At 67.4% G+C, this 19999-nt stretch carries 19 protein-coding genes; 12 read left to right on the top strand and 7 right to left on the bottom strand.

Features of this window, described 5'->3' with window-relative positions; translation table 11 throughout:
* Positions 1-160: 160 nt before the first annotated feature.
* From rnhB to AC3WMA_RS04830, 3 genes are all read left to right on the top strand, one after another.
* Positions 161-772 carry a ribonuclease HII gene (gene rnhB / locus AC3WMA_RS04820; RefSeq protein ID WP_492284748.1) on the top strand — a complete coding sequence of 204 codons (612 nt, stop codon included), beginning with the start codon at positions 161-163 and terminating at the stop codon, positions 770-772.
* Positions 773-1111: 339 nt separating this feature from the next.
* Positions 1112-2314, top strand: a complete 1203-nt coding sequence (locus AC3WMA_RS04825; RefSeq protein WP_492284242.1) for a site-specific DNA-methyltransferase — start codon at positions 1112-1114, stop codon at positions 2312-2314.
* A 102-nt stretch (positions 2315-2416) separates the two neighbouring features.
* Positions 2417-3145: a papain-like cysteine protease family protein gene (locus AC3WMA_RS04830; protein WP_492284243.1), complete on the top strand. Its 729-nt coding sequence runs from the start codon at positions 2417-2419 to the stop codon at positions 3143-3145.
* Here AC3WMA_RS04830 and mutY read toward each other — a convergent pair.
* Together mutY and AC3WMA_RS04840 are read right to left on the bottom strand one after the other, a co-directional pair.
* Positions 3124-4188: an A/G-specific adenine glycosylase gene (gene mutY / locus AC3WMA_RS04835; RefSeq protein WP_492284244.1), complete on the bottom strand. Its 1065-nt coding sequence runs from the start codon at positions 4186-4188 to the stop codon at positions 3124-3126. The genes AC3WMA_RS04830 and mutY overlap by 22 nt on opposite strands.
* 60 nt (positions 4189-4248) lie before the next feature.
* The gene (locus tag AC3WMA_RS04840) at positions 4249-4842 is read right to left on the bottom strand and encodes a DNA polymerase III subunit epsilon (protein ID WP_492284245.1); all 594 of its coding nucleotides are present in this window, start codon (positions 4840-4842) and stop codon (positions 4249-4251) included.
* Between the two features lie 118 nt (positions 4843-4960).
* Here AC3WMA_RS04840 and AC3WMA_RS04845 point away from each other — a divergent pair, with 118 nt between their 5' ends.
* The 9 genes from AC3WMA_RS04845 to AC3WMA_RS04885 all read left to right on the top strand — a co-directional run bounded on the left by AC3WMA_RS04845 (position 4961) and on the right by AC3WMA_RS04885 (position 13813).
* Complete coding sequence (locus AC3WMA_RS04845) at positions 4961-5458, top strand: DUF721 domain-containing protein (protein ID WP_492284246.1); 498 nt, start codon at positions 4961-4963, stop codon at positions 5456-5458.
* Between the two features lie 92 nt (positions 5459-5550).
* A complete protein-coding gene (locus AC3WMA_RS04850) occupies positions 5551-6171 on the top strand; it encodes a DsbA family protein (RefSeq protein WP_492284247.1) in 621 nt (206 codons plus the stop codon).
* Between the two features lie 162 nt (positions 6172-6333).
* Positions 6334-9789, top strand: coding sequence for a chromosome segregation protein SMC (gene smc / locus AC3WMA_RS04855; RefSeq protein WP_492284248.1), 3456 nt, complete (start codon positions 6334-6336; stop codon positions 9787-9789).
* Between the two features lie 285 nt (positions 9790-10074).
* Positions 10075-10425, top strand: a complete 351-nt coding sequence (locus tag AC3WMA_RS04860; RefSeq protein WP_336809738.1) for an AtpZ/AtpI family protein — start codon at positions 10075-10077, stop codon at positions 10423-10425.
* Positions 10426-10467: 42 nt separating this feature from the next.
* Positions 10468-11232 carry a F0F1 ATP synthase subunit A gene (locus AC3WMA_RS04865; RefSeq protein WP_492284249.1) on the top strand — a complete coding sequence of 255 codons (765 nt, stop codon included), beginning with the start codon at positions 10468-10470 and terminating at the stop codon, positions 11230-11232.
* 67 nt (positions 11233-11299) lie between these two features.
* A complete protein-coding gene (locus tag AC3WMA_RS04870) occupies positions 11300-11527 on the top strand; it encodes a F0F1 ATP synthase subunit C (protein ID WP_038360954.1) in 228 nt (75 codons plus the stop codon).
* A 132-nt stretch (positions 11528-11659) separates the two neighbouring features.
* Positions 11660-12229, top strand: coding sequence for a F0F1 ATP synthase subunit B family protein (locus AC3WMA_RS04875; protein WP_492284250.1), 570 nt, complete (start codon positions 11660-11662; stop codon positions 12227-12229).
* A gap of 11 nt (positions 12230-12240) precedes the next feature.
* Positions 12241-12717, top strand: a complete 477-nt coding sequence (locus AC3WMA_RS04880; RefSeq protein WP_492284251.1) for a F0F1 ATP synthase subunit B family protein — start codon at positions 12241-12243, stop codon at positions 12715-12717.
* A gap of 289 nt (positions 12718-13006) precedes the next feature.
* Positions 13007-13813 carry a dienelactone hydrolase family protein gene (locus AC3WMA_RS04885; protein WP_492284252.1) on the top strand — a complete coding sequence of 269 codons (807 nt, stop codon included), beginning with the start codon at positions 13007-13009 and terminating at the stop codon, positions 13811-13813.
* A 6-nt stretch (positions 13814-13819) separates the two neighbouring features.
* Here the strand turns inward: AC3WMA_RS04885 and AC3WMA_RS04890 are convergent, their stop codons facing one another.
* From AC3WMA_RS04890 to gcvT, 5 genes are all read right to left on the bottom strand, one after another.
* On the bottom strand, positions 13820-15079 hold the full coding sequence (locus AC3WMA_RS04890) for a L,D-transpeptidase family protein (protein ID WP_492284253.1): 1260 nt from the start codon (positions 15077-15079) through the stop codon (positions 13820-13822).
* 125 nt (positions 15080-15204) lie between these two features.
* The gene (gene gcvPB / locus AC3WMA_RS04895) at positions 15205-16776 is read right to left on the bottom strand and encodes an aminomethyl-transferring glycine dehydrogenase subunit GcvPB (RefSeq protein ID WP_492284254.1); all 1572 of its coding nucleotides are present in this window, start codon (positions 16774-16776) and stop codon (positions 15205-15207) included.
* Positions 16776-18116: an aminomethyl-transferring glycine dehydrogenase subunit GcvPA gene (gene gcvPA, locus AC3WMA_RS04900; protein WP_492284255.1), complete on the bottom strand. Its 1341-nt coding sequence runs from the start codon at positions 18114-18116 to the stop codon at positions 16776-16778. The genes gcvPB and gcvPA overlap by 1 nt, the downstream gene beginning before the upstream one ends.
* Positions 18117-18275: 159 nt before the next feature.
* Entirely contained in the window at positions 18276-18650 is a 375-nt protein-coding gene (gene gcvH / locus AC3WMA_RS04905) for a glycine cleavage system protein GcvH (RefSeq protein WP_492284256.1), read from the bottom strand.
* A gap of 35 nt (positions 18651-18685) precedes the next feature.
* On the bottom strand, positions 18686-19840 hold the full coding sequence (gene gcvT / locus AC3WMA_RS04910; RefSeq protein WP_492284257.1) for a glycine cleavage system aminomethyltransferase GcvT: 1155 nt from the start codon (positions 19838-19840) through the stop codon (positions 18686-18688).
* Positions 19841-19999: the final 159 nt, after the last annotated feature.

A 19999-nucleotide genomic window follows, 5' to 3' on the forward strand; every position in this document is an offset into this window, starting at 1 on the left:
ACCAGATGGCTGCCGCAGATCAATCAACCGCGGGAACCCCTCTCCTGTAAGGAGAGGGGTTCCCGCGGTTCCCGCATCTATTGGGTCGGGTAAGAGCATAGCGGTGGAGCGCGCTCCCGCCGCTCTGGCCCAACGTCCCGGCCTGCTGCATAACCCCGCCATGCCCGCCGATTTCCACCGCGAGACATCCGCCATCGCCAACGGCTTTTGGCCGCTCGCCGGGATCGACGAGGTCGGGCGCGGCCCGCTGGCTGGGCCTGTCGTCGCGGCGGCCGTGATCCTCGATCCCGCCCGGGTGCCTCACGGACTCGACGATTCGAAGAAGCTGCCGGCGGCGATTCGCGAGGAGCTCTTCGGGGAGATCATGGAGCGGGCGCTGGCCGTTTCCGTCGCCAGCGTGACGGCGGTCGAGATCGACGCCATCAATATCCGCCAAGCGACGCTGCTCGCGATGCGCCGGGCCGTGGCCGCGCTGCCGCTCGCGCCGCGGCATGTGCTGGTCGATGGCAACGACCCGCCGCAATTCGATTGCTCCTGCGAGGCGATCATCCAAGGCGACGGGCAGGTCGCCTCGATCGCGGCGGCCTCGATCGTCGCCAAGGTGATGCGCGACCGGATGATGGCGCGGCTCTCGCAGCGCTATCCGGCCTATGGCTTCTCCGGCCATGTCGGCTATGGCACGCCGCAGCATCGCAAGGCGATCCTCGCGCACGGCCCCTGCCCCGAGCACCGCTATTCCTTCGCGCCGGTGAAAGGCGTCTGGTTCCGGTAGCCGGCGCATTTGTTCACGCGTCATTCTCGGGCGGAGCGCAGCGCAGACCCGGGAATCTCCGCCAGGAAGAGGCCCCGGAGCCTCGGTGCCAGAGATGCTCGGGGCACGCCGTAGCATGACGGCCAGCTCTGGCCGAAAGGGAAGCCGACCGCCCCGCCAACCTGCCGTAACGGCAGGCTCAGACGTTAACCGCCGTTTACGAATTTCCCTTGATTCACAATGGGCTAGGCAAAAGCTGCAGCCCCAGAATGACACGCATTTTTTTCAAAGCGGAAACCCGACCTTTACCCTGTCTGACCAATATCGCCCTCGTTGAAGTTGCGTAACGGTCTTGGCGTCATGGGTATCTCGCGTACCGGGACCGCCAGTGCTCCCGTCCGGATTCAGGTTTCGCGTACCGGACGGCCTGCACTGGGGGCTCGGATGAAGGCCAAGAGCCTTCCCGAACAAATCGGCATCCCTCGGGAGCTGCCGCTGGATCAGGTCCTCGTCGGCGATTGCATCGCCGCGATGAACGCCCTGCCACCGGCGAGCGTCGACCTGATCTTCGCCGATCCTCCCTATAATCTCCAGCTCGGCGGCGATCTGCGCCGGCCCGACGACAGCCTCGTCGATGCCGTCGACGACGACTGGGACAAGTTCGCCTCCTTCTCCGATTACGACCGCTTCACCCGCGACTGGCTGTCGGCCGCGCGGCGCATCCTGAAGCCGGACGGGGCGCTGTGGGTGATCGGCAGCTATCACAACATCTTCCGCGTCGGCGCGACGCTGCAGGATCTCGGCTTCTGGATGCTGAACGACATCGTCTGGCGCAAGGCCAATCCGATGCCGAATTTCCGCGGCCGGCGCTTCACCAATGCGCATGAGACGCTGATCTGGGCGGCGCGGGGCGAGAGTTCCAAATACACCTTCCATTACGAAGCGCTAAAGGGCGGCAATGACGACCTGCAGATGCGCTCGGACTGGTATCTGCCGCTCTGCACCGGCGACGAACGCCTGAAGGACGAAAACGGCGCCAAGGTGCACCCGACGCAGAAGCCGGAAGCCCTGCTCGCCCGCGTGCTGCTCTCGGCCTCGAATCCCGGCGACGTGATCCTCGACCCGTTCTTCGGCACGGGCACGACCGGCGCCGTCGCCAAGGCGCTGGGCCGCCGCTTCATTGGGCTCGAGCGTGATCCGGTCTATGCCAAGGCGGCGCGCGAACGCATTGAAGCGGTGACGCCGCTGGCGCCGGAAGCCTTCTCGACCGCGCCCTCAAAGCGCAGCGAGCCGCGCGTGCCGTTCCTCAGCCTGGTCGAGGCCGGGCTGGTGAAGGCCGGCGAGACCGTCCATGACGAGAAGCGCCGCTACAAGGCCACCGTGCGCGCCGACGGCACGCTGCTGCTCGGCCCTGCGGTCGGTTCGATCCACAAGGTCGGCGCGCTGGCGCAGGGCCTGCCCGCCTGCAACGGCTGGACCTTCTGGCATGTCGAGCGCGAAGGCGGGCTGACCGTCCTCGACACCCTGCGTGGCGAGATCCGGGCGCAGATGGCCGCGGCCTGAGCCGCCGGGCGCAAGCGCCCGGCCCTCCCGTCATTCGTTCAGAGGATGCGCGCCCGCCGCCCGCGAGCGCATGCTCGCCCGTATGACATAGAGGGCGGCAGCATGGCGACGATCCTCAAGAACGGCTCCCGTGGCCCCGAGGTCAAGGCGCTCCAGGAAGCGCTGAACGCCAAGCTCAAACCGATACCCAAGCTCGTGCCCGACGGGCAGTTCGGCACCCTCACCCACAATGCGGTCCTCGCCTTCCAGCGCAAGAACTGGCTGGTCGAGGATGGCCAGGCGGGCCCGGCGACCCAGTCCTGCCTCTACGATACCGAGGCCTTCGCGCCGATCCTGCACAAGGTCCCTTTCATCGCGCAGCCGACCAACACGACCTGTTGGGCGACATCGACGGCGATGATGAAGAAATCGACCGTGCCGATCATCATCGCCAAGACGCCGCCGGACATGATCGCCTCCGATGGCGGTTTGCTGAACTCCTCCGAAAGCGACCAGGCGATCGTCACCGGCCAGCGCTATGGCCGCGTCCACGGCCTGCGCTGCAATGCGCCGCAATCCTGGTCGGTCGAGCAGCTCCGGCAGGCAGTGTCGCGCGGGCCGTTGATGTTCGACATGCTCTGGCGCGTCGACGAATACACAGCCGGACGCGGCAGCCCCGGCCATATGATCGTCATCGTCGGCATGCGCGGCGACGGCAACCCGGACGGCACCGGCACGACGCTGCGCATTCACGACCCCTGGCCGCCGAACCGCGGCAAGGTTTATTCGAAGGGCTATTTCAAATGGTCCGTCGAATTGCCGACGATGACCTATCGCGTCTTCGAATTGTAGAGCCCGGCGCGCTCGACCACCTTCAGCATCAGGCTCGGCAGCGGCTCGCCGGATAGCTTCGCCAACGGCGTGAAGCGCATGCCTGCCGGGGCCTGCGTGCGCTCGGACACGCTGCCGGTGAACACGGTCAGCTCCAGCGGAAAATGCGTGAAGACATGGCGCACCGGCTCCGCCACCTGCGTCCAGCTTAACGGCAAGGGCGCATCCTGCGCCGCGCCGTCGAGTTCGTAATCGGCCCGCCATTCGCTGGTCGGCACCTCGGCCATGCCGCCGAGCAGGCCCTTGGCCGGCCGGGTGCGGAGCAGGATGGCGCCATCCTGCCGGGTGAGCACGAAGGCCGCGCCATAGCGCGTGACGCCGGCCTTCTTCTTCGCCTTGCGCGGAAAGCTCTCCTGCGTTCCGGCAAGCCGCGCCCGGCATGGCTCGCGCCAGGGGCAGAGGCCGCAGGCCGGATTGCGCGGCGTGCAGATGGTGGCACCGAGATCCATCAACGCCTGAGCGAAATCACCCGGCCGGCCGTGCGGCAGCAGCGCCAGCGCCTTCTCGCGAATCAGGGGCCGGGCGCCGGGCAATTCATCCTCGATGGCGAAGAGCCGGCTCATGACGCGCTCGACATTGCCGTCGACCGCCGCCGCCGGCCGGTCGAAGGCGATCGCGGCAACCGCACCGGCCGTATAGGCGCCGATGCCCGGCAGAGCGCGCAGGCCCTCCTCCGTATCGGGAAAGCGGCCGCGATGGCCCTCCATCACCGCCTTGGCGCAGGCGTGGAGATTGCGGGCGCGGGAATAATAGCCGAGCCCGGCCCAGGCCTGCATGACATCCTCGGACGGCGCCTCGGCGAGAGCCTTCACCGTCGGGAAGCGGGTCATGAAGCGCTCGTAATAGGGCTTCACGGCCGTGACGGTTGTCTGCTGCAGCATGATCTCAGAGGCCCAGACGCGATAGGGGTCGGGCCGCTCGCCCGCGCTCGCACGCCAGGGCAGCGCCCGGCGATGACGGTCGTACCAGGCGAGAAGGTCGGCGGCGCGGGCCTCTGGTTTCATGAGGCCGATGTAGCCCGAGAGGCCGGCGATGCGGAAGGGCGGGGATCGCCGAGCACCGTCCTAACGTCCGTGCGCTACGCGTCCATTCCGGATGACGAAGCTCAGGAGGTTTGCATAGCCACGCGCATCATCGATCGCGCGATGCGTGTGCTCGACATCGCCGAGCCATTCGGTGGGATAATTCCCGACATCGCATTCCCAATGCCCCCGCCCCGTGCTGCCCGCGACCATGGACATCAGACACAGAGGCGCATGAGAAAACAGGCGATCGGAGACCCATGGGCCTTCCAGCAGCGGGCGCCCGATAAATCGCCGCAGATAAAAATCGAACCATGGCCCATCGAGGCTGACCGGATGCGCGGCAAAGATCGGCTTGCCACCGAATGACCTCACCCACTCGACGAAACGACCGATGACAGTGGCTGCGGGTTCGGCGTTGCTGGTGGCAGCGGCCCAGGCTTCCGGGTGCCTCTGCCAGAAAGCCATGGTGCCGGGATCGCGGCCTGCGCCGTCCAGTGGCTCCAGAACAGCCTCGAATTCACCGAGAATGCTGCCGCTGGCCGAGACGGCGACGGAGCCGAACGAGAGCATCGAGTTTGCACCGGGGGTCGGCCCGTCGAATTCGCAATCTGTGACGACGTAAAACGGTGCCATCGCAGTTCCCGCTGTCCTTCAAGCCTCTGAAACGATCCTCTGTATAGAGCTTCGCCAACCCACCGCCAGCGGCGGCAAGCAACTTGCGGGCAGCCGGCCGCGCCCCCACAATGCAGCCATGTCCGCCAAACCTCTCGCAGAGCTGATCGACGACTGCATCGCGCCCGCGCTCGCCGCGCAGGGTTTCGCGGGGCGCGCCATCGTCTCGCTCTGGCCGGAGATCGTCGGCGAGCGGCTGGCGGCGCGTTCGCGACCGCTCAAGATCGATTGGCCGCGCCGCCGGCCGGCGCCGGGCGAGGCGTCCGAGCCGGCAACGATGGTGGTGCGGGTCGAGAGCGCCTTCGCGCTGGAGATGCAGCATCTCGGACCGCTCCTGGTCGAGCGCGTCAACACGCATCTGGGCTGGCGGGCCGTCGGCAAGCTCGTGCTGAAGCAGGGGCCGGTCGCGGCGCCGGTCGTTGCCAAGCCGGTGCAGAAGCTCGACAGCGAGACGGTGGCGCGCGTCGAGGCGCAGGTTTCGGGCGTCGCCGACGAGGGTCTGCGCGAGGCGCTGGCGAAGCTCGGCCGGGCCGTGGCATTGCGCGCGAAAACGCAAGGCGATGACACGGCTTCGTGAGCGGAGCGGTGCGCGGCATGATGCGCTCTTGCCACAATCGCGATGGCCTCTATAGCTCCAACCGATTTCGACCTTTCCGAGGATATCTCACGATGACGAACAGGCGACAGCTCCTGACCGGCGCAGCCGGCATCGCCGCTGCCGCGCTCGCCGGCGGCACCGCCGCGCGGGCCCAGACCAAGCTGCCCGATGCCGGCCCGCTGGGCGACGTATGGCTCGGCTCCGCCGACGCCAAGGTCAGCATCGTCGAGTATGCGTCGCTGACCTGCTCGCATTGTGCAACCTTCCACGCGGCGACCTGGCCGGAGCTGAAGAAGAAGTACATCGATACCGGCAAGGTGCGCTTCAACCTGCGCGAGTTCCCGCTCGATCCGCTGGCCACCGCCGGCTTCATGCTGGCCCGCTGCAACGGCAACGACAAATATTACCCGATGACGGACCTGCTCTTCGCGCAGCAGCGCAACTGGGCCTTCACCGACAAGCCGGTCGATGCGCTCTCCGCGCTGGTGAAGCAGGCCGGTTTCACACAGGAATCGTTCGAAGCCTGCTTGAAACGCCAGGATATCTATGACGCCGTCACGGTGGTGAAGGATGGCGGGGCCAAGGCTGGCGTGGATTCGACGCCGACCTTTTTCATCAACGGGCAGAAGCGTTCCGGTGCGCTCACGATCGCCGAATTCGACAAGATCCTGGAGCCGCTCCTCGGCAATTGAGGCGGCGTGCGCTGCGCATTCCCTTCTCCCCTCGGGGGAGAAGGTGTCTGCGAAGCAGACGGATGAGGGCAGGCTCGCGCTGCCCTGCCCTTCCCTCATCCGACCCGGCTCCGCCGGGCCACCTTCTCCCCCGAGGAGAGAAGGAAGAAAGCTGGCGCGCCGATGCAGCTGACGCGCCTCAAGCTCGCCGGCTTCAAGACCTTCGTCGAGCCGACGGAGTTCCCGATCGAGCCGGGGCTGACCGGCGTCGTCGGCCCCAATGGCTGCGGCAAGTCCAATCTCGTCGAAGCCCTGCGCTGGGTGATGGGCGAAAGCTCGTTCAAGAACATGCGCGGCTCGGGGATGGACGACGTCATCTTCGGCGGCTCCAACGAGCGCCCGGCCCGCAACATGGCCGAGGTCTCGCTCACCCTCGACAATAGCGACCGCAAGGCGCCGGCCGCCTTCAACGAAACCGATGTGCTGGAGGTCACGCGCCGGATCGAGCGCGAGGAGGGCTCAACCTATCGCATCAACGGCAAGGAGGTGCGGGCCAAGGACGTGCAGCTCCTCTTCGCCGATGCGGCGACCGGCGCGCGCTCGCCGGCCCTCGTCCGGCAGGGGCAGATCAGCGAGATCATCTCGGCCAAGCCGCAATCGCGCCGGCGCATCCTGGAAGATGCCGCCGGCATCGCCGGCCTGCACAGCCGTCGCCACGAGGCCGAACTGCGCCTGCGCGGCGCCGAAGACAACCTGACCCGGCTGGAAGACGTGCTCGGCGAGATCGACGGGCAGATCGACGCCCTCCTGCGTCAGGCAAGGCAGGCCGGGCGCTATCGCAGCCTCGCCTCCGATATCCGCCGGGCCGAGGCGATTCTCGCCGTCATCGCCCTGCACGATGCCCGCGCCCAGGAGGCCCAGGCCGCGCATGTGCTGGAAGAAGCCGTGCGCGGCGTCGCCGATCAGACCGGACTTCAAGCCGAGGCCGCTAAGAGGCAGGCGATCGCCGCCCATGAATTGCCGGCACTGCGCGAGGGTGAGGCGACAGCCGCTGCCGCGCTGGTCCGCCTGAAGCGCGGGCTGGACGAACTCGAAGCCGAGAACAGGCGAGCCCGCCAGCGCGCCGAGGAACTCGGCAAGCGCCTCGCCGAATTGCAGGCCGACCTGTCGCGTCAGGAGACGATCGGCCGCGACGCGACCGAGAGCCTCGCCCGACTGGCGGAGGAGGACGAAGCGCTCGCTCGCGAAGGCGACGGCGCCGGGTCAGGCGCGGAGGCCGCAGCGGCGGCGCAGCGCGGGGCGGAAGCGGCACTCGCTGCGGCGGAGGCCGAGCAAGCCACTGCGCAGGCCGCTTTATCCGATCTCGCCGCACGGCGCGGCGCCCTGGAGCGCTCACTGCGCGAGGCGCGCGATCGGCAGGATCGCGCCGGAGCCGAACGCGACAAGCTGCGCCGCGAGCTCGAAACCCTCGACGCATCCGATGCCAAAACTTTGCTCGACCGGCTACGCGAAGCGCTGGCCGCCGCCGAGAAGGCACTGAAGGCCACCGACGCCGACGTCATCACCGCGCGTAATGCCGTCGCTTCGGCGCGCGAGCGGGAAGCCGGGCAGCGCGGCCCTCTCGCCGAGGCCGACCGCCGGGCGCAGCGCCTCGACACCGAGATCGGCACGCTGCGCAAGCTGCTCGCCCCGGCTGCGGGTGATCGCTGGCCGGCGGTGCTCGAAGCCGTCAGCGTCGCCAAGGGTTACGAGGTCGCGCTCGGCGCCGCGCTCGGCGACGATCTCGACGCGTCGACCGAGGCGACCGCCCCTGCCCATTGGGACGATACCGGCGAAGGCGAGAGCGACCCCGCCCTGCCTGCGGGCGCCCAACCGCTGCTTGCCCATGTCAAGGCGCCGGCAGCGCTCCGGCGGCGGCTGGCGCAGATCGGCGTCGTCACCTCTGACGAGGGCGAGGCTCTGCGGCGCTCCCTGAAACAGGGTCAGATCCTCGTGTCGCAAGCGGGTGATCTCTGGCGCTGGGACGGTTTCACCAGCGCGGCCGACGCCCCCTCGCCTGCCGCGCGGCGGCTCTCCGAGAAGAATCGCCTTGCCGATCTCGAACGCGAGGCGAAAGCGGCCCGGGAGGCGGCTGAGGCTGCGCGCCGGGCTCTGGAAGCCGTGAGCGCCGAGGCGAGACAGGCCGCGCAGACCGAAAGCGCCGCGATCGAGGCTGCCAAGCAAGCGCGGCGCGGCGTCGACCAGGCCCGCGAGCAGTTGACCGTTGCCGAGCGCAAGGCGGCCGAAACGCTGGTCAAGCGCTCGACGCTCGCTGAAGCGGTCAAGCGCCTCGGCCAAGCCGTGTCGGAAGCTTCGCAGCAAGTCACAGCGCAGGAGACAGGGCTTTCCGCCCTGCCCGCTTCCGCCGAACTGGAAAATACCCTGCTCAAGGCCCGTGTGCTGCTGGGCGAGGCCCGGGCCGCCGCTTCCGATGCGCGCGCCCGACTTCAGACACTGGCGCGGGAGGCCGACCTGCGCGCCCGTCGCCGCGAGGCCATCGCCGCCGACATCAAGGCGTGGAAACAGCGCACGGCTGCGAGCCTCCAGAGCGCCGAGGAGACGCGACGCCGAATCGTAGCCGCCGGCGCCGAGCAGAAGACACTCTTAGAAGCGCCGGACACGTTCCTCACCGAGCGGCGGCGCCTCGTCGCGGAGATCGAGCAGGCGGAAGCTGCGCGCCGGGATGCCGCCGACAAGCTGGCTTCAGGCGAGACCGCGCTGGCCGAAGCCGACCGGCAGGCGCGCATCGCTCTAGAGGGTTTGTCGAGTGCCCGCGAGCGCCGCGCCTCGGCAGAAGCAAGGCTGGAAGCCGCTCGCCAGCGAGTCGGTGACATCATCCGGCAGATCGAGGACGGCCTCGAAACCGGGCTCGACGGCCTGCAGGCGATCGCTGGAATCAAATCCGGCGATGCGCTGCCCGAGCCGGAAGCGATCGAGCGGCGGCTCGCTAACCTCAAGGGCGAGCGCGAGCGGCTCGGCGCCGTCAATCTGCGTGCCGAGGACGAATTGACCGAGGTGAAGGCCAAGCGCGAAGGCCTCTCCAGCGAGCGCGACGACCTGACCGAGGCGATCCGCCGTCTGCGACAGGCGATCGGCGCGCTCAATCGCGAGGGGCGCGAGCGGCTCATCGCTGCTTTCGACGTCGTCAACGGCCATTTCCAACGGTTGTTCGGCGTGCTCTTCGGCGGTGGCGAGGCGGAACTCAAGCTGGTGGATTCGGAAGACCCGCTCGATGCCGGCCTCGAAATCTTCGCCCGCCCGCCCGGCAAGAAGCCGCAGGTGATGACGCTGCTCTCCGGCGGCGAGCAGGCGCTGACCGCGACCGCGCTGATCTTCGCGGTCTTCCTGACGAATCCCTCCCCGATCTGCGTGCTCGACGAGGTCGACGCCCCGCTCGACGACGCCAATGTCGAGCGCTACTGCGACCTGCTCGTCGACATGGCCCGCAATACCGAGACGCGCTTCATCCTGATCACGCACAACCCGATCACGATGGCCCGGATGGAACGCCTCTTCGGCGTGACCATGGCCGAACGCGGGGTCAGCCAGATGGTGTCGGTCGACATGGCGACGGCCGAGCGCATCCGAGACGCCGGATAAGCAGGCCTCGAGCGCTCCGGTCATCCCCAAAAACGTGGCCGTGAGCGGCCGCGGCCCGCTGAAAAAATGCCACATTCGGTCCCGCAATGCGGCAAGATTGTCGCACTTTGCCAGAATTTATAAATATTCCAATGCGTTAGACATTATCCACCTGCCTTGACAGCGCGGGGGGCTGCCAATAAAGGAGGCCGTGCTGACGACGGCTCGATGCGCGGGTTTGGTCGTGGTTATAGTGGTTTTTCGCCGGATCGCGGCGTAAACGCGATCAAGACGGAGACCAAGACCATGTCCGAACCCGACCCAAACGCCTCAGACTCGGAGTTGCGCGCAAGACTGGGTTCCCTGAAGTCCGCGATCCAGCGGGCGGAAGAGAACGAAAAGCCGGGCGCGAGCCCGGTTGGAGAGGACAAGGCCCTTGCGGGCGCGATGTCCTCAGGCTTTCGCGCCGCGACGGATCTTGCAGGCGGTGTCATCGCGGGTGCCCTGATCGGGTATCTCGGCGACCGGTGGCTGGGAACGTCCCCGTTCCTGCTGATCGCCTTCCTGGTGATCGGAACCATCGCGGGTTTCAGGGCCGTCTACCGGCTCGGTTCGCGTCCGACCTCCGGGTCGAAGGGCGGTCCGAAGGCGAATTGATCGAAAGGCGGCCGTCCGGGCCGCGCGACGAGGAACGAGACAATGGCGGCCGGCGGCGGAATCGATCCGATCCACCAATTCCACATCACGAATCTCGTTGAGCTGAAGCCGCTCGGCATCAATCTCTCCTTCACGAACACCTCGCTGTGGATGGTGATCGTGCTCGCCGTCGTCTCGGCGCTGATGATCTACGGCTCGAGCCAGCGTGCGGTCGTTCCCGGCCGCCTGCAGTCGCTCGCCGAGATGATCTACGAATTCGTCGCCTCCACGCTGACAGGCGTGATGGGCAAGGAAGGCATGAAGTTCTTCCCCTTCGTGTTCTCGCTGTTCATGTTCGTGCTGGCCAGCAACATGCTGGGCATGATCCCCGGCTCGTTCACCGTCACCAGCCAGATCATCGTCACCGCCGCCTTCGCCGTGCTCGTCATCTCGGTCGTGCTGGTCTACGGCATCGTGAAGCATGGCAGCCATTTCTTCGGCCTGTTCGTGCCGTCGGGCGTGCCCGGCTGGCTCCTGCCCTTCATGGTGCTGATCGAGGCCGTCTCCTTCCTGTCGCGCCCGGTTTCGCTGTCGCTTCGCCTGTTCGGCAACATGCTGGCCGGCCACATCGCCCTCAAGGTCTTCGGCGGCTTCGTCGTCGCGCTGCTCGGCTCGGGCGCCGTGCTGAGCTATGCCATTGCGCCGCTGCCGCTGCTGCTGGCTGTCGCGCTGACCGCGCTCGAATTCCTCGTCGCTTTCCTGCAGGCCTATGTCTTCGCGATCCTGACCTGCGTCTATCTCAACGACGCGCTGCACCCCGGCCACTGAGGCTAAGGGCAGCGCTCGCGAGAGTTCATCCCACCCCGTTAAAACCTTCCACACTGGAGATAAGACCATGGATCCTGTTGCAGCCAAGTTCATCGGCGCCGGCCTCGCCTCGCTCGGCATGGGCCTCGCCGCCATCGGCGTCGGCACCATCTTCGGCAACTTCCTCTCGGGCGCCCTGCGCAACCCGTCGGCGGCTGACGGCCAGTTCCCGCGCGCCTTCATCGGCGCGGCGCTCGCCGAAGGTCTGGGCATCTTCGCGTTCGTCGTCGCGCTCGTCCTGCTCTTCGTGGTCTGACGTTTTCGTCGACTGCTTTCTCGTCGCGCGTTCGGGCCATCCGGCCAAACGCGCGACGGTTTCCTATCTTTAAGCGCTGAAAGGCACGCCATGCCGGTTCGATCTTCAGGGTTCGTGCGAAAAGGATGGCCGGTGGCTATCGCCTCGTTCGCCACTCTGCTGGCGGGTGCGGCGCAGGCTGCCACTCCGGGCCTGACCGGCGAGAAGGCCTCCTTCCCGCCCTTCGACCCCGCGCATTTCGCCAGCAACCTGTTCTGGCTCGCGATCACCTTCGGTGCGCTGTACTGGCTGATGTCCAAGGTCGCGCTGCCGCGCCTCGGCTCCATCCTGGAAGAGCGCGCCGACACGATCGGCCGCGACCTCGACCAGGCCACCGAGATGCAGGCGAAGGCCGAGGATATGGCGCAGGCCTATGAGAAGGCTCTCGCCGAGGCCCGCAAGAACGCCCAGGGCATCGCCCAGACGGCGCGCGAAGCTGGCGCCAAGGCGAGCGACGCCCAGCGTCACGCCACCGAGGCCGAGCTTGCCGCCAAGATGGCGCAGGCCGAGGCGACCATCGCCAAGACCAAGACCAAGGCGATGGGCAATGTCCGCGATCTCGGCAGCGACATCGCCACCGCGATCGTCACCAAGCTGACCGGTCAGGCTCCCAGCGCCAGCGAGGCGTCGGCGGCTGTCGACCAGGCCCTGACGCGCGGCTGAGGAGAGTTCAGATGGATACTTTCTGGGTCGGCGTCGCCCTCGTCATCTTCCTGGCCATCCTGGTCAAGTTCGGCGTGCCGGGCGCGATCGTGAAGGCGCTCGACGCGCGCGGCGAGAAGGTCGCGCAGGAGCTGGCGGAAGCCCGCCGCCTGCGTCAGGAGGCCGAGAAGCTGCTCGCCGAGTACGATGCCAAGCGCAAGGCCGCCGAAGCCGAGGCCGCCGAGATCGTCTCCTCCGCCAATGACGAGGCCAAGCGCCTCGCGGCGGAAGCCGAGGCCAAGCTCGCCGATTTCGTCGCCCGCCGGACCAAGGCGGCCGAGGAGAAGATCGCCCAGGCCGAAAGCCAGGCCGAGGCCGAGGTTCGCGCCGCGGCTGCGGAGGCTGCCACCCAGGCCGCCGCGACCATCCTGCGCGGCCAGATGGCCGGCAAGGCTGGCGAAGCCGCCTTCGCCGCCGGGCTGAACGAGGTCAAGGCCAAGCTCAACTGAGCCGGAGCCGATTGCTCGATATGATGACGCCGCGCCCGCAAGGACGCGGCGTTTTTCTTTGCTGCTCTCCCGCCGGATTCCTGATCCGAACTGTCACAACCGCAATCACCCGGCACCCGTTGATGCGGGCGGAACACAACGTCATCCCGGACGCAGCGAAGCGGAGATCCGGGATCCATCATAGAGTTCCGGAGCCCTTCGATGGATCCCGCGGCAAGCCCGGGATGACGGAGTGGTTCCGAGGACTAGCCTGCAAACCTGATCGCGTATTTGGAAGCGGAGTTTGGGGATGATCGGTCGTCTTGTCCGCCTACTCGCTATCGCGCTCCTACCGCTTGCCTTGGCGGCAACCTCTGCGAACGCCTTCGAGAAGGTGAGCTTTCCGTCGCGCGATTCGCGCGAACTCGTCGGCTGGCTGGCGCGCCCGGCGGGAGCAGGCCCCTTCCCCGTCGTCGTCGGTCTGCACGGCTGCGCCGGGCTCTACGCCCGCTCGGGCGAGATCAATGCCCGCGAAAGCGACTGGTCGCAGCGCCTGACCAGCGCAGGCTATGCCGTTCTGCTTGTCGACAGCTTCGGACCGCGCGGCATCAAAGCGCTCTGCAACGAGCGCGAACGCTCGCTGACGCCGGCCGGCCGCGCCCGCGATGCCTTCGCCGCTATCGACTGGCTGGAGAAACAGGGCTTCGCCCTAAAGCAGCGCATCGCCCTGATCGGCTGGTCGAATGGCGGCTCGACGGCCTTGCGCGTCGCGGGCGCTCCCGAAGCCAGGCGCCTGCGCCATGTCATTGCCTTCTATCCCGGCTGCCGCGTCATCCTGAAGCGCGGCTGGCGGGCACAGACCGATACCGCGATCTTCCAGGGGCTGGCCGATGACTGGACGCCGGCGGCCCCGTGCGAAGAACTAGCCCGCAGCGGCGGGGCACGCTTCGTCGGCTTCCCCGGCGCCTATCACGATTTTGACCATCCGAGCCTGCCGTTGCGCGAGCGTAAGGCAGCCTATTCGCAGCGGCCCGATGGCCTGGTCACCATCGGCAGCGATCCGAAGGCGCGTGCCGAAGCCATCGACGCCGTGATGGCGATCCTGAAGCGGCCCTGACGGTTCTCAGTTGCTGGCGGTCGCCGTCGCAGCCGGCGGATTGCCCGAAGCCGTCATCGGCGTCGCTGCAGGCCGTGCCGGCGGCACGACCGCCGCCTTGGGCTTGGGTTTCCGCGGCTGGATCGTCGAGGTGACGATGCCCTGCGGCGTGTCGAGCCCGTAGATGTCGTCGCGGAACTGGACCTGCCCGTCCGCGCCCTGCCAGCCCGTCAGATAGACCCAGGCGACTGGGACCTGCTTCTTCAGCGTGATGTTCTTGCGCTCGCCCTTGGCGATCTCGTCCTCGATCGACTGGCGGTTCCATTCCGAGCCTTCGAGCAGCCAGGCTCCGAGATCGCGGACGCCCTCGATGCGGGCACAGCCGGATGAATTGAAGCGGATGTCGTTGCGGAACAGCGTCTTCTTCGGCGTGTCGTGCATGTAGACCGCATCGCTGTTGGGCATGTCGATCTTCATCTGGCCGAGCGAGTTGGTCGGCCCCGGCTCCTGGCGCACGTAGAAGTAGGGGTTCTTCAGCGTCGCCCAGTTGACGCCGGCCGGATCGATTTCCTTGTTCTCGGCCCCGAGCAATTTCATGTTCGACTTGGCGATGAAGCTCGGGTCCTTGCGCATATGCGGGATGATGTCGGCCTTCACGATCGACATCGGCACCGTCCAATACGGGTTCAGGTTGACCGAGGAGATATTCGCCTGGATCACCGGCGAGGGCCGGTCCGGCCGGCCGACGATGGCGAGGTGGCGCTGCGCGACCGTGCCGTTCTCGACCGCCTCGACGCTGGCGCCGGGGATGTTCACCACGACATAGCGATTGGCGAAGTTGAAGCCGTTGCCCTTGAGGCGCTCCAGCGTCGCGGTGAGCTGGTTCAGACGCGATTCGACCGGCGTGTTCATCGCCTTCAGGGTCAGGCGCCCGACCGTGCCGAGATCCGACAGGCCATGGCGGCGCTGGAAGCGCTTCACCGCCTCGACCACGTTCGCGTCATAGACGTCGCCGGCCACCGCCTCGGGCGCGAGATCGCCGCTGGCGAGCAGGCGCTGCTTCAGCACGACGACATCCGGCCCTTGCGAATCCGGCTTCAGGGATGTGGCGCTCGCCGGCACCTTGGGCCAGCCGCCGCGATTGGCGACGTCCTCATGCGCGATCAGCGCCTCGAGCGTGCGGTCATAGGTGTTGGGGCCATAGCTCGGCTCGTTGGCACGCACGAGCGCCGTCGAGGCCAGCAAAGCAGCGGCCGCAATGGCGAGGATGGAGGGACGCGCAGACATGAAAACCCCCGGGCCGCACAGAGCGGCACCGGGGGATCATTCCGCGACATGGTCAAGGAATGCTTAAGAAGCTGCCAGCGCCCTTCACCATGCTGACGAATGTCGTCAGCATGGCCGAAAACGCTTTACTCGGCGGCCTTGGCGGGAGCGGGCTTCTCCCATTTCAGGACCGGCGAACGGGCGGCGCGGGTCTCGTCGAGGCGGCGGATCGGGGCGTGATGCGGGGCGCTGGTGAAGCGCTCCTTGTCATTGCCCTTGGCCGCGATGGCGAGGTCGCGCAACGTCGCGATGAAGAGGTCGAGCGCCGCCTTCGATTCCGACTCGGTCGGCTCGATCAGCATGGCGCCGTGGACGACGAGCGGGAAATAGACCGTCATCGGGTGGTAGCCCTCGTCGATCATCGCCTTGGCAAAATCGAGCGTCGAGACGCCCGAGCCCTTCAGCCATTCGTCGTCGAACAGCACTTCATGCATCGACGGGTGATCCGGGAAGGGCAGCGACATCAGGTCACTGAGCCCGGCGCGGATGTAGTTCGCGTTCAGCACCGCGTCCTCGGAAGCCTGGCGCATGCCGTCCGAGCCGTGGCTCAGCATGTAGGCGAGTGCGCGAACGTACATGCCCATCTGGCCGTGGAAGGCGGTCATGCGGCCGAAGGGCTGGTTGCCCACTGGGGCTTCGTCGCACGACTCGATCAGATGCGGCTTGCCGTTCTCGACATGGATGAAGGGCACCGGCGCGAAGGGCGCCAGACGCTCGGAGAGCACGACCGGGCCGGCACCGGGACCGCCGCCGCCATGGGGCGTCGAGAAGGTCTTGTGCAGGTTGATATGCATCGCGTCGACGCCGAGGTCGCCGGGGCGGGCCTTGCCGACGATCGCGTTGAAGTTCGCGCCGTCGCAGTAGAAATAGGCGCCGGCCTCATGCATCGCCGCGGCGATCTCGACGATCTGCGGCTCGAAGATGCCGCAGGTGTTCGGGTTGGTCAGCATGATCGCGGCGATGTCCGGCCCGAGCAGGGCCTTGACGTCCTCGACCGCGACGGTGCCGTCCGGCCGGGCCGGAACCGCCTTCACCGAGAAGCCGATCAGAGCCGCCGTCGCCGGGTTGGTGCCATGGGCCGATTCGGGGACGAGCACGACATTGCGGGTCGCACCCTCGCCCTTGGCGGCGATCGCGGCCTTGATCGCCATCATGCCGCAAGCCTCGCCATGGGCGCCGGCCTTCGGCGACAGCGCCACGGCCGGCATGCCGGTCAGCGTCATCAGGTAGCGGGCAAGCTCCAGCATCAGGTCGAGCGCGCCGGGCACGCTCGAGAGCGGCTGCAGCGGATGCACGTCGGAGAAGCCCGGCAAACGCGCCACCTTCTCGTTGAGGCGGGCATTGTGCTTCATCGTGCAGGAGCCGAGCGGGAAGAGCCCGGTATCGATGCCGTAGTTCTTCTGGCTGAGGCGCACGAAGTGACGCATCGTCTCGGGCTCGGAGAGGCCGGGCAGGCCGATCTCGCCCTGGCGGGCATGCTTGCCGAGGCGCGACTTGAATGGCGCGGGCTTGTCGATGTCGACGCCGGTCGCCTCATGATGGCCGATCTCGAAGATCAGCGGCTCGACCTGCTGGAGAGCCTTGTTGCCGGTGAAGGTGGCGTGCTCGGTATGAGCGGCCTCGCCGGCCTGGGTGGGACGTCCCTGACGGTTCAGCATCACAGCACCTCCACGAGCGCCGCCACGAGGGCTGCCCGGTCTTCATCGGTATTCACCTCGGTCGAGGCGATGATCAGCAGGTCGTCGAGCCCGGCCTTGGGCAGGAGGCGCGAGACGGGGACGCCGGCCAGGATGCCCCTGGCGGCGAGCACCTCCACGACCTCGGCGGCGGGCTTCTTCAGCTTCACGGTGAACTCGTTGAAGAAGCTGTCGTTGAGGACGGTCACGCCCTCGACGCCGGCCAGCAGGTCGGCGAGCTTGACGGCATTGGCGTGATTCACCTCGGCAAGGCGCGCGAGGCCGGTCTGGCCGAGCAGCGTCATGTGGATGGTGAAGGCCAGCACGCAGAGGCCGGAATTGGTGCAGATGTTCGAGGTCGCCTTGTCGCGGCGGATATGCTGCTCACGGGTCGAGAGCGTCAGCACGAAACCGCGCTGGCCGGTCGAATCGACCGTCTCGCCGCAGAGCCGGCCCGGCATCTGGCGGATGTACTTCGACTTGGCGGCGAAGAGGCCGACATAGGGGCCGCCGAAATTCAGGGCGTTGCCGATCGACTGCCCCTCGCCGACGACGATATCGGCGTCCTGGGCGCCCGGCGGCACGACCGCGCCAAGCGAGACGACCTCGGTGAAGACCGCGATCAGCAGGGCGCCATGGGCATGGGCCTTTTCGGCGATCGGCTTGAGGTCGCGCAGGTTGCCGAACACGTCCGGCGACTGGACGACGACGCAGGAGGTGCTGTCGTCGATCTGGGAGAGGATGTCCTCATTGGCCGAGACGTCCGGCTTCAGGACCACGACCTCGTCGTTGGCCATCTCGGAGAGGGTCTCGACGACCGCGGTGTAGTGCGGGTGCAGGCCACCGGAGAGCACCGCCTTGCGGCGCTTGGTGACGCGGTGCGCCATCAGGACGGCCTCGCCCGTGCCGGTCGAGCCGTCATACATCGAGGCGTTGGCGACCTCCATGCCGGTCAGCGCCGCGACCTGGGTCTGGAACTCGAAGAGGTATTGCAACGTGCCCTGCGCGATCTCGGGCTGGTAGGGCGTGTAGCTGGTCAGGAACTCCGAGCGCTGGATCAGATGATCCACCGTCGCCGGGACATGGTGCTTGTAGGCGCCGGCGCCGACGAAGAAGGGCACGGCGGAGGCGGCGGTGTTCTTGCCGGCCATCTTGCCGAGGATGCGCTCGACCTCGAGCTCGCCCTTGGCGCGGGGCAGATCGACCGGGGCCTTCAGCAGCTTGCCAGCCGGCACGTCGCTGAACAGCGCGTCGACATCGGAGACGCCGATCCGCGCGAGCATGTCCTCGCGGTCGGTATCGGTGAGCGGGAGATAGCGCATGGGGTGATTCCGTTTCGGGGTGTCATCCCGTGCGCGCCACGGCATGGAATGCCGCTGCGCAGACACGGGATCGTGCGACGGGAAGGCGCCTCTTTCGGGGAACGGTCCCGCATCTGCGCAGCGGCATTGCATGCCGCAGCGCGTGCGGGATGACCGCGATCAGAGCGACTTCACGTAGTCCTGGTACTCGGCCTCGTTCATCAGGGCGTCGAGCTCGCCGGCATCCTTGATCCTGATCTTCAGGAACCAGCCCTTGCCCGCCGGGTCCTCGTTGACGGTGCCGGGCGCGGCTTCGAGCTCGCCATTGACCTCGACGACCTCGCCGGAAACCGGGGCATAGACCTCGGACGCGGCCTTCACGCTCTCCACCACGGCGGCCTCGCCGCCCTTGGCCAGCGCCTTGCCGACCGCGGGGAGCTCGACGAAGACGACGTCGCCGAGCTGCGACTGGGCGTAGTCGGAGATGCCGACGGTGCCGACGTCACCCTCGATGCGGATATATTCGTGGTCCTTGCTGTAGCGGGTCTCGGCCATGGTTTCCTCCTGGCGTCAGTTGTCCGGAAAAGGGTTCAGCGCTTGTAGCCGTTCGGCACGAAGGGCATCGTCGCCACGACGGCCGGCAGCGGCTTGCCGCGCACGATCAGGTTGAGCTGCGTGCCCGGCGCCGAATGGGCCTTGGCGACATAGCCCATGGCGCAGGGGCCGTTGAGCGTCGGGCCGAAGCCGCCGGAGGTCACGACGCCGATCACCTCGCCCTCGGGCGTCGCGATCTCGGTGCCCTCGCGGGCCGGAGCACGGCCTTCCGGCTTCAGGCCGACGCGGATGCGCGAAACGCCTTCCGCCAGCTCGCGCTGGACGCGCGCTGCACCCGGGAAACCGCCCTCCTCGCGGCGGCGCTTCTGGATCGACCAGTTGAGCGCGGCCTCGATCGGCGAGGTCGTGGTGTCGATGTCATGGCCGTAGAGGCACAGGCCGGCTTCGAGGCGCAGCGAATCGCGGGCACCGAGGCCGATCGGCTTGACGGTGCCGTCGAGCAGCAGCGTGTCCCAGATCTCGCCGATCTTGTTGGCGGCGGCGGAGATCTCGTAGCCGTCCTCGCCGGTATAGCCGGAGCGGCTGACATTGGCCTTGATGCCGGCGACCTTCATGGTGCGCGAGGACATGAAGCCCATCTCGGCGGCTTCGGGAGCGATCTTCGCGAGCGCCGCCTCGGCGCCCGGCCCCTGCAGCGCGATCAGGCCGCGATGCTCGGCCTTGACCAGTTTCACATTGGCCGGCAGACGCGCCTCGATATGGGCGTAGTCGGCATCCTTGCAGGCGGCATTGACGACGACATAGAGCGCGCCGTCCTCGTCGGGATCGATCGAGCGCGTCACCATCAGGTCGTCGAGGATGCCGCCCTCCTCGTTGAGGAGCTGCGAATAGCGCTGCTTGCCGGGGGCGAGATTGACGATATCGGCGGGGATCAGCGCTTCCAGCGCCTTCGCCGTCGTCTCGTGATCGGGGCCGATCAGGAAGCACTGGCCCATATGCGAGACGTCGAAGAGCCCGGCCTTCTCGCGCGTCCAGTTATGCTCGGTCAGGATGCCCGCCGGGTACTGCACCGGCATATCGTAACCGGCGAAGGGCACCATGCGGGCGCCGAGCGCGACATGGCGCGCATGGAGCGGGGTCTTCAGCGGCGCGGCAGCGCCGGCGGTGTCGGTAGTGGCCTCGGCAGCCATGGCATGCCCCTCCCAGAGTCAAGCGCAAGCCCCGGACGACAGTGTCCGGAACGCGCCCCCTCTGTCTCGGCACCTGAGAGATTTCCTCGCCCGACCCATAAGATCGGACGAGTTACACCCGTCGGTGGGCGGACATCGCTGCCCGCCGCTTTCCAGAGC

The organism is Allobosea sp. FW305-C-101 (assembly GCF_058783685.1).

Coding starts and splice junctions, on each gene's coding strand:
- rnhB (WP_492284748.1), top strand. CDS start 161: ATGCCCGCCGATTTCCACCGCGAGACATCCGCCATCGCCAACGGCTTT.
- AC3WMA_RS04825 (WP_492284242.1), top strand. CDS start 1,112: ATGGGTATCTCGCGTACCGGGACCGCCAGTGCTCCCGTCCGGATTCAG.
- AC3WMA_RS04830 (WP_492284243.1), top strand. CDS start 2,417: ATGGCGACGATCCTCAAGAACGGCTCCCGTGGCCCCGAGGTCAAGGCG.
- mutY (WP_492284244.1), bottom strand. CDS start 4,188: ATGAAACCAGAGGCCCGCGCCGCCGACCTTCTCGCCTGGTACGACCGT.
- AC3WMA_RS04840 (WP_492284245.1), bottom strand. CDS start 4,842: ATGGCACCGTTTTACGTCGTCACAGATTGCGAATTCGACGGGCCGACC.
- AC3WMA_RS04845 (WP_492284246.1), top strand. CDS start 4,961: ATGTCCGCCAAACCTCTCGCAGAGCTGATCGACGACTGCATCGCGCCC.
- AC3WMA_RS04850 (WP_492284247.1), top strand. CDS start 5,551: ATGACGAACAGGCGACAGCTCCTGACCGGCGCAGCCGGCATCGCCGCT.
- smc (WP_492284248.1), top strand. CDS start 6,334: ATGCAGCTGACGCGCCTCAAGCTCGCCGGCTTCAAGACCTTCGTCGAG.
- AC3WMA_RS04860 (WP_336809738.1), top strand. CDS start 10,075: ATGTCCGAACCCGACCCAAACGCCTCAGACTCGGAGTTGCGCGCAAGA.
- AC3WMA_RS04865 (WP_492284249.1), top strand. CDS start 10,468: ATGGCGGCCGGCGGCGGAATCGATCCGATCCACCAATTCCACATCACG.
- AC3WMA_RS04870 (WP_038360954.1), top strand. CDS start 11,300: ATGGATCCTGTTGCAGCCAAGTTCATCGGCGCCGGCCTCGCCTCGCTC.
- AC3WMA_RS04880 (WP_492284251.1), top strand. CDS start 12,241: ATGGATACTTTCTGGGTCGGCGTCGCCCTCGTCATCTTCCTGGCCATC.
- AC3WMA_RS04885 (WP_492284252.1), top strand. CDS start 13,007: ATGATCGGTCGTCTTGTCCGCCTACTCGCTATCGCGCTCCTACCGCTT.
- AC3WMA_RS04890 (WP_492284253.1), bottom strand. CDS start 15,079: ATGTCTGCGCGTCCCTCCATCCTCGCCATTGCGGCCGCTGCTTTGCTG.
- gcvPB (WP_492284254.1), bottom strand. CDS start 16,776: ATGCTGAACCGTCAGGGACGTCCCACCCAGGCCGGCGAGGCCGCTCAT.
- gcvPA (WP_492284255.1), bottom strand. CDS start 18,116: ATGCGCTATCTCCCGCTCACCGATACCGACCGCGAGGACATGCTCGCG.
- gcvH (WP_492284256.1), bottom strand. CDS start 18,650: ATGGCCGAGACCCGCTACAGCAAGGACCACGAATATATCCGCATCGAG.
- gcvT (WP_492284257.1), bottom strand. CDS start 19,840: ATGGCTGCCGAGGCCACTACCGACACCGCCGGCGCTGCCGCGCCGCTG.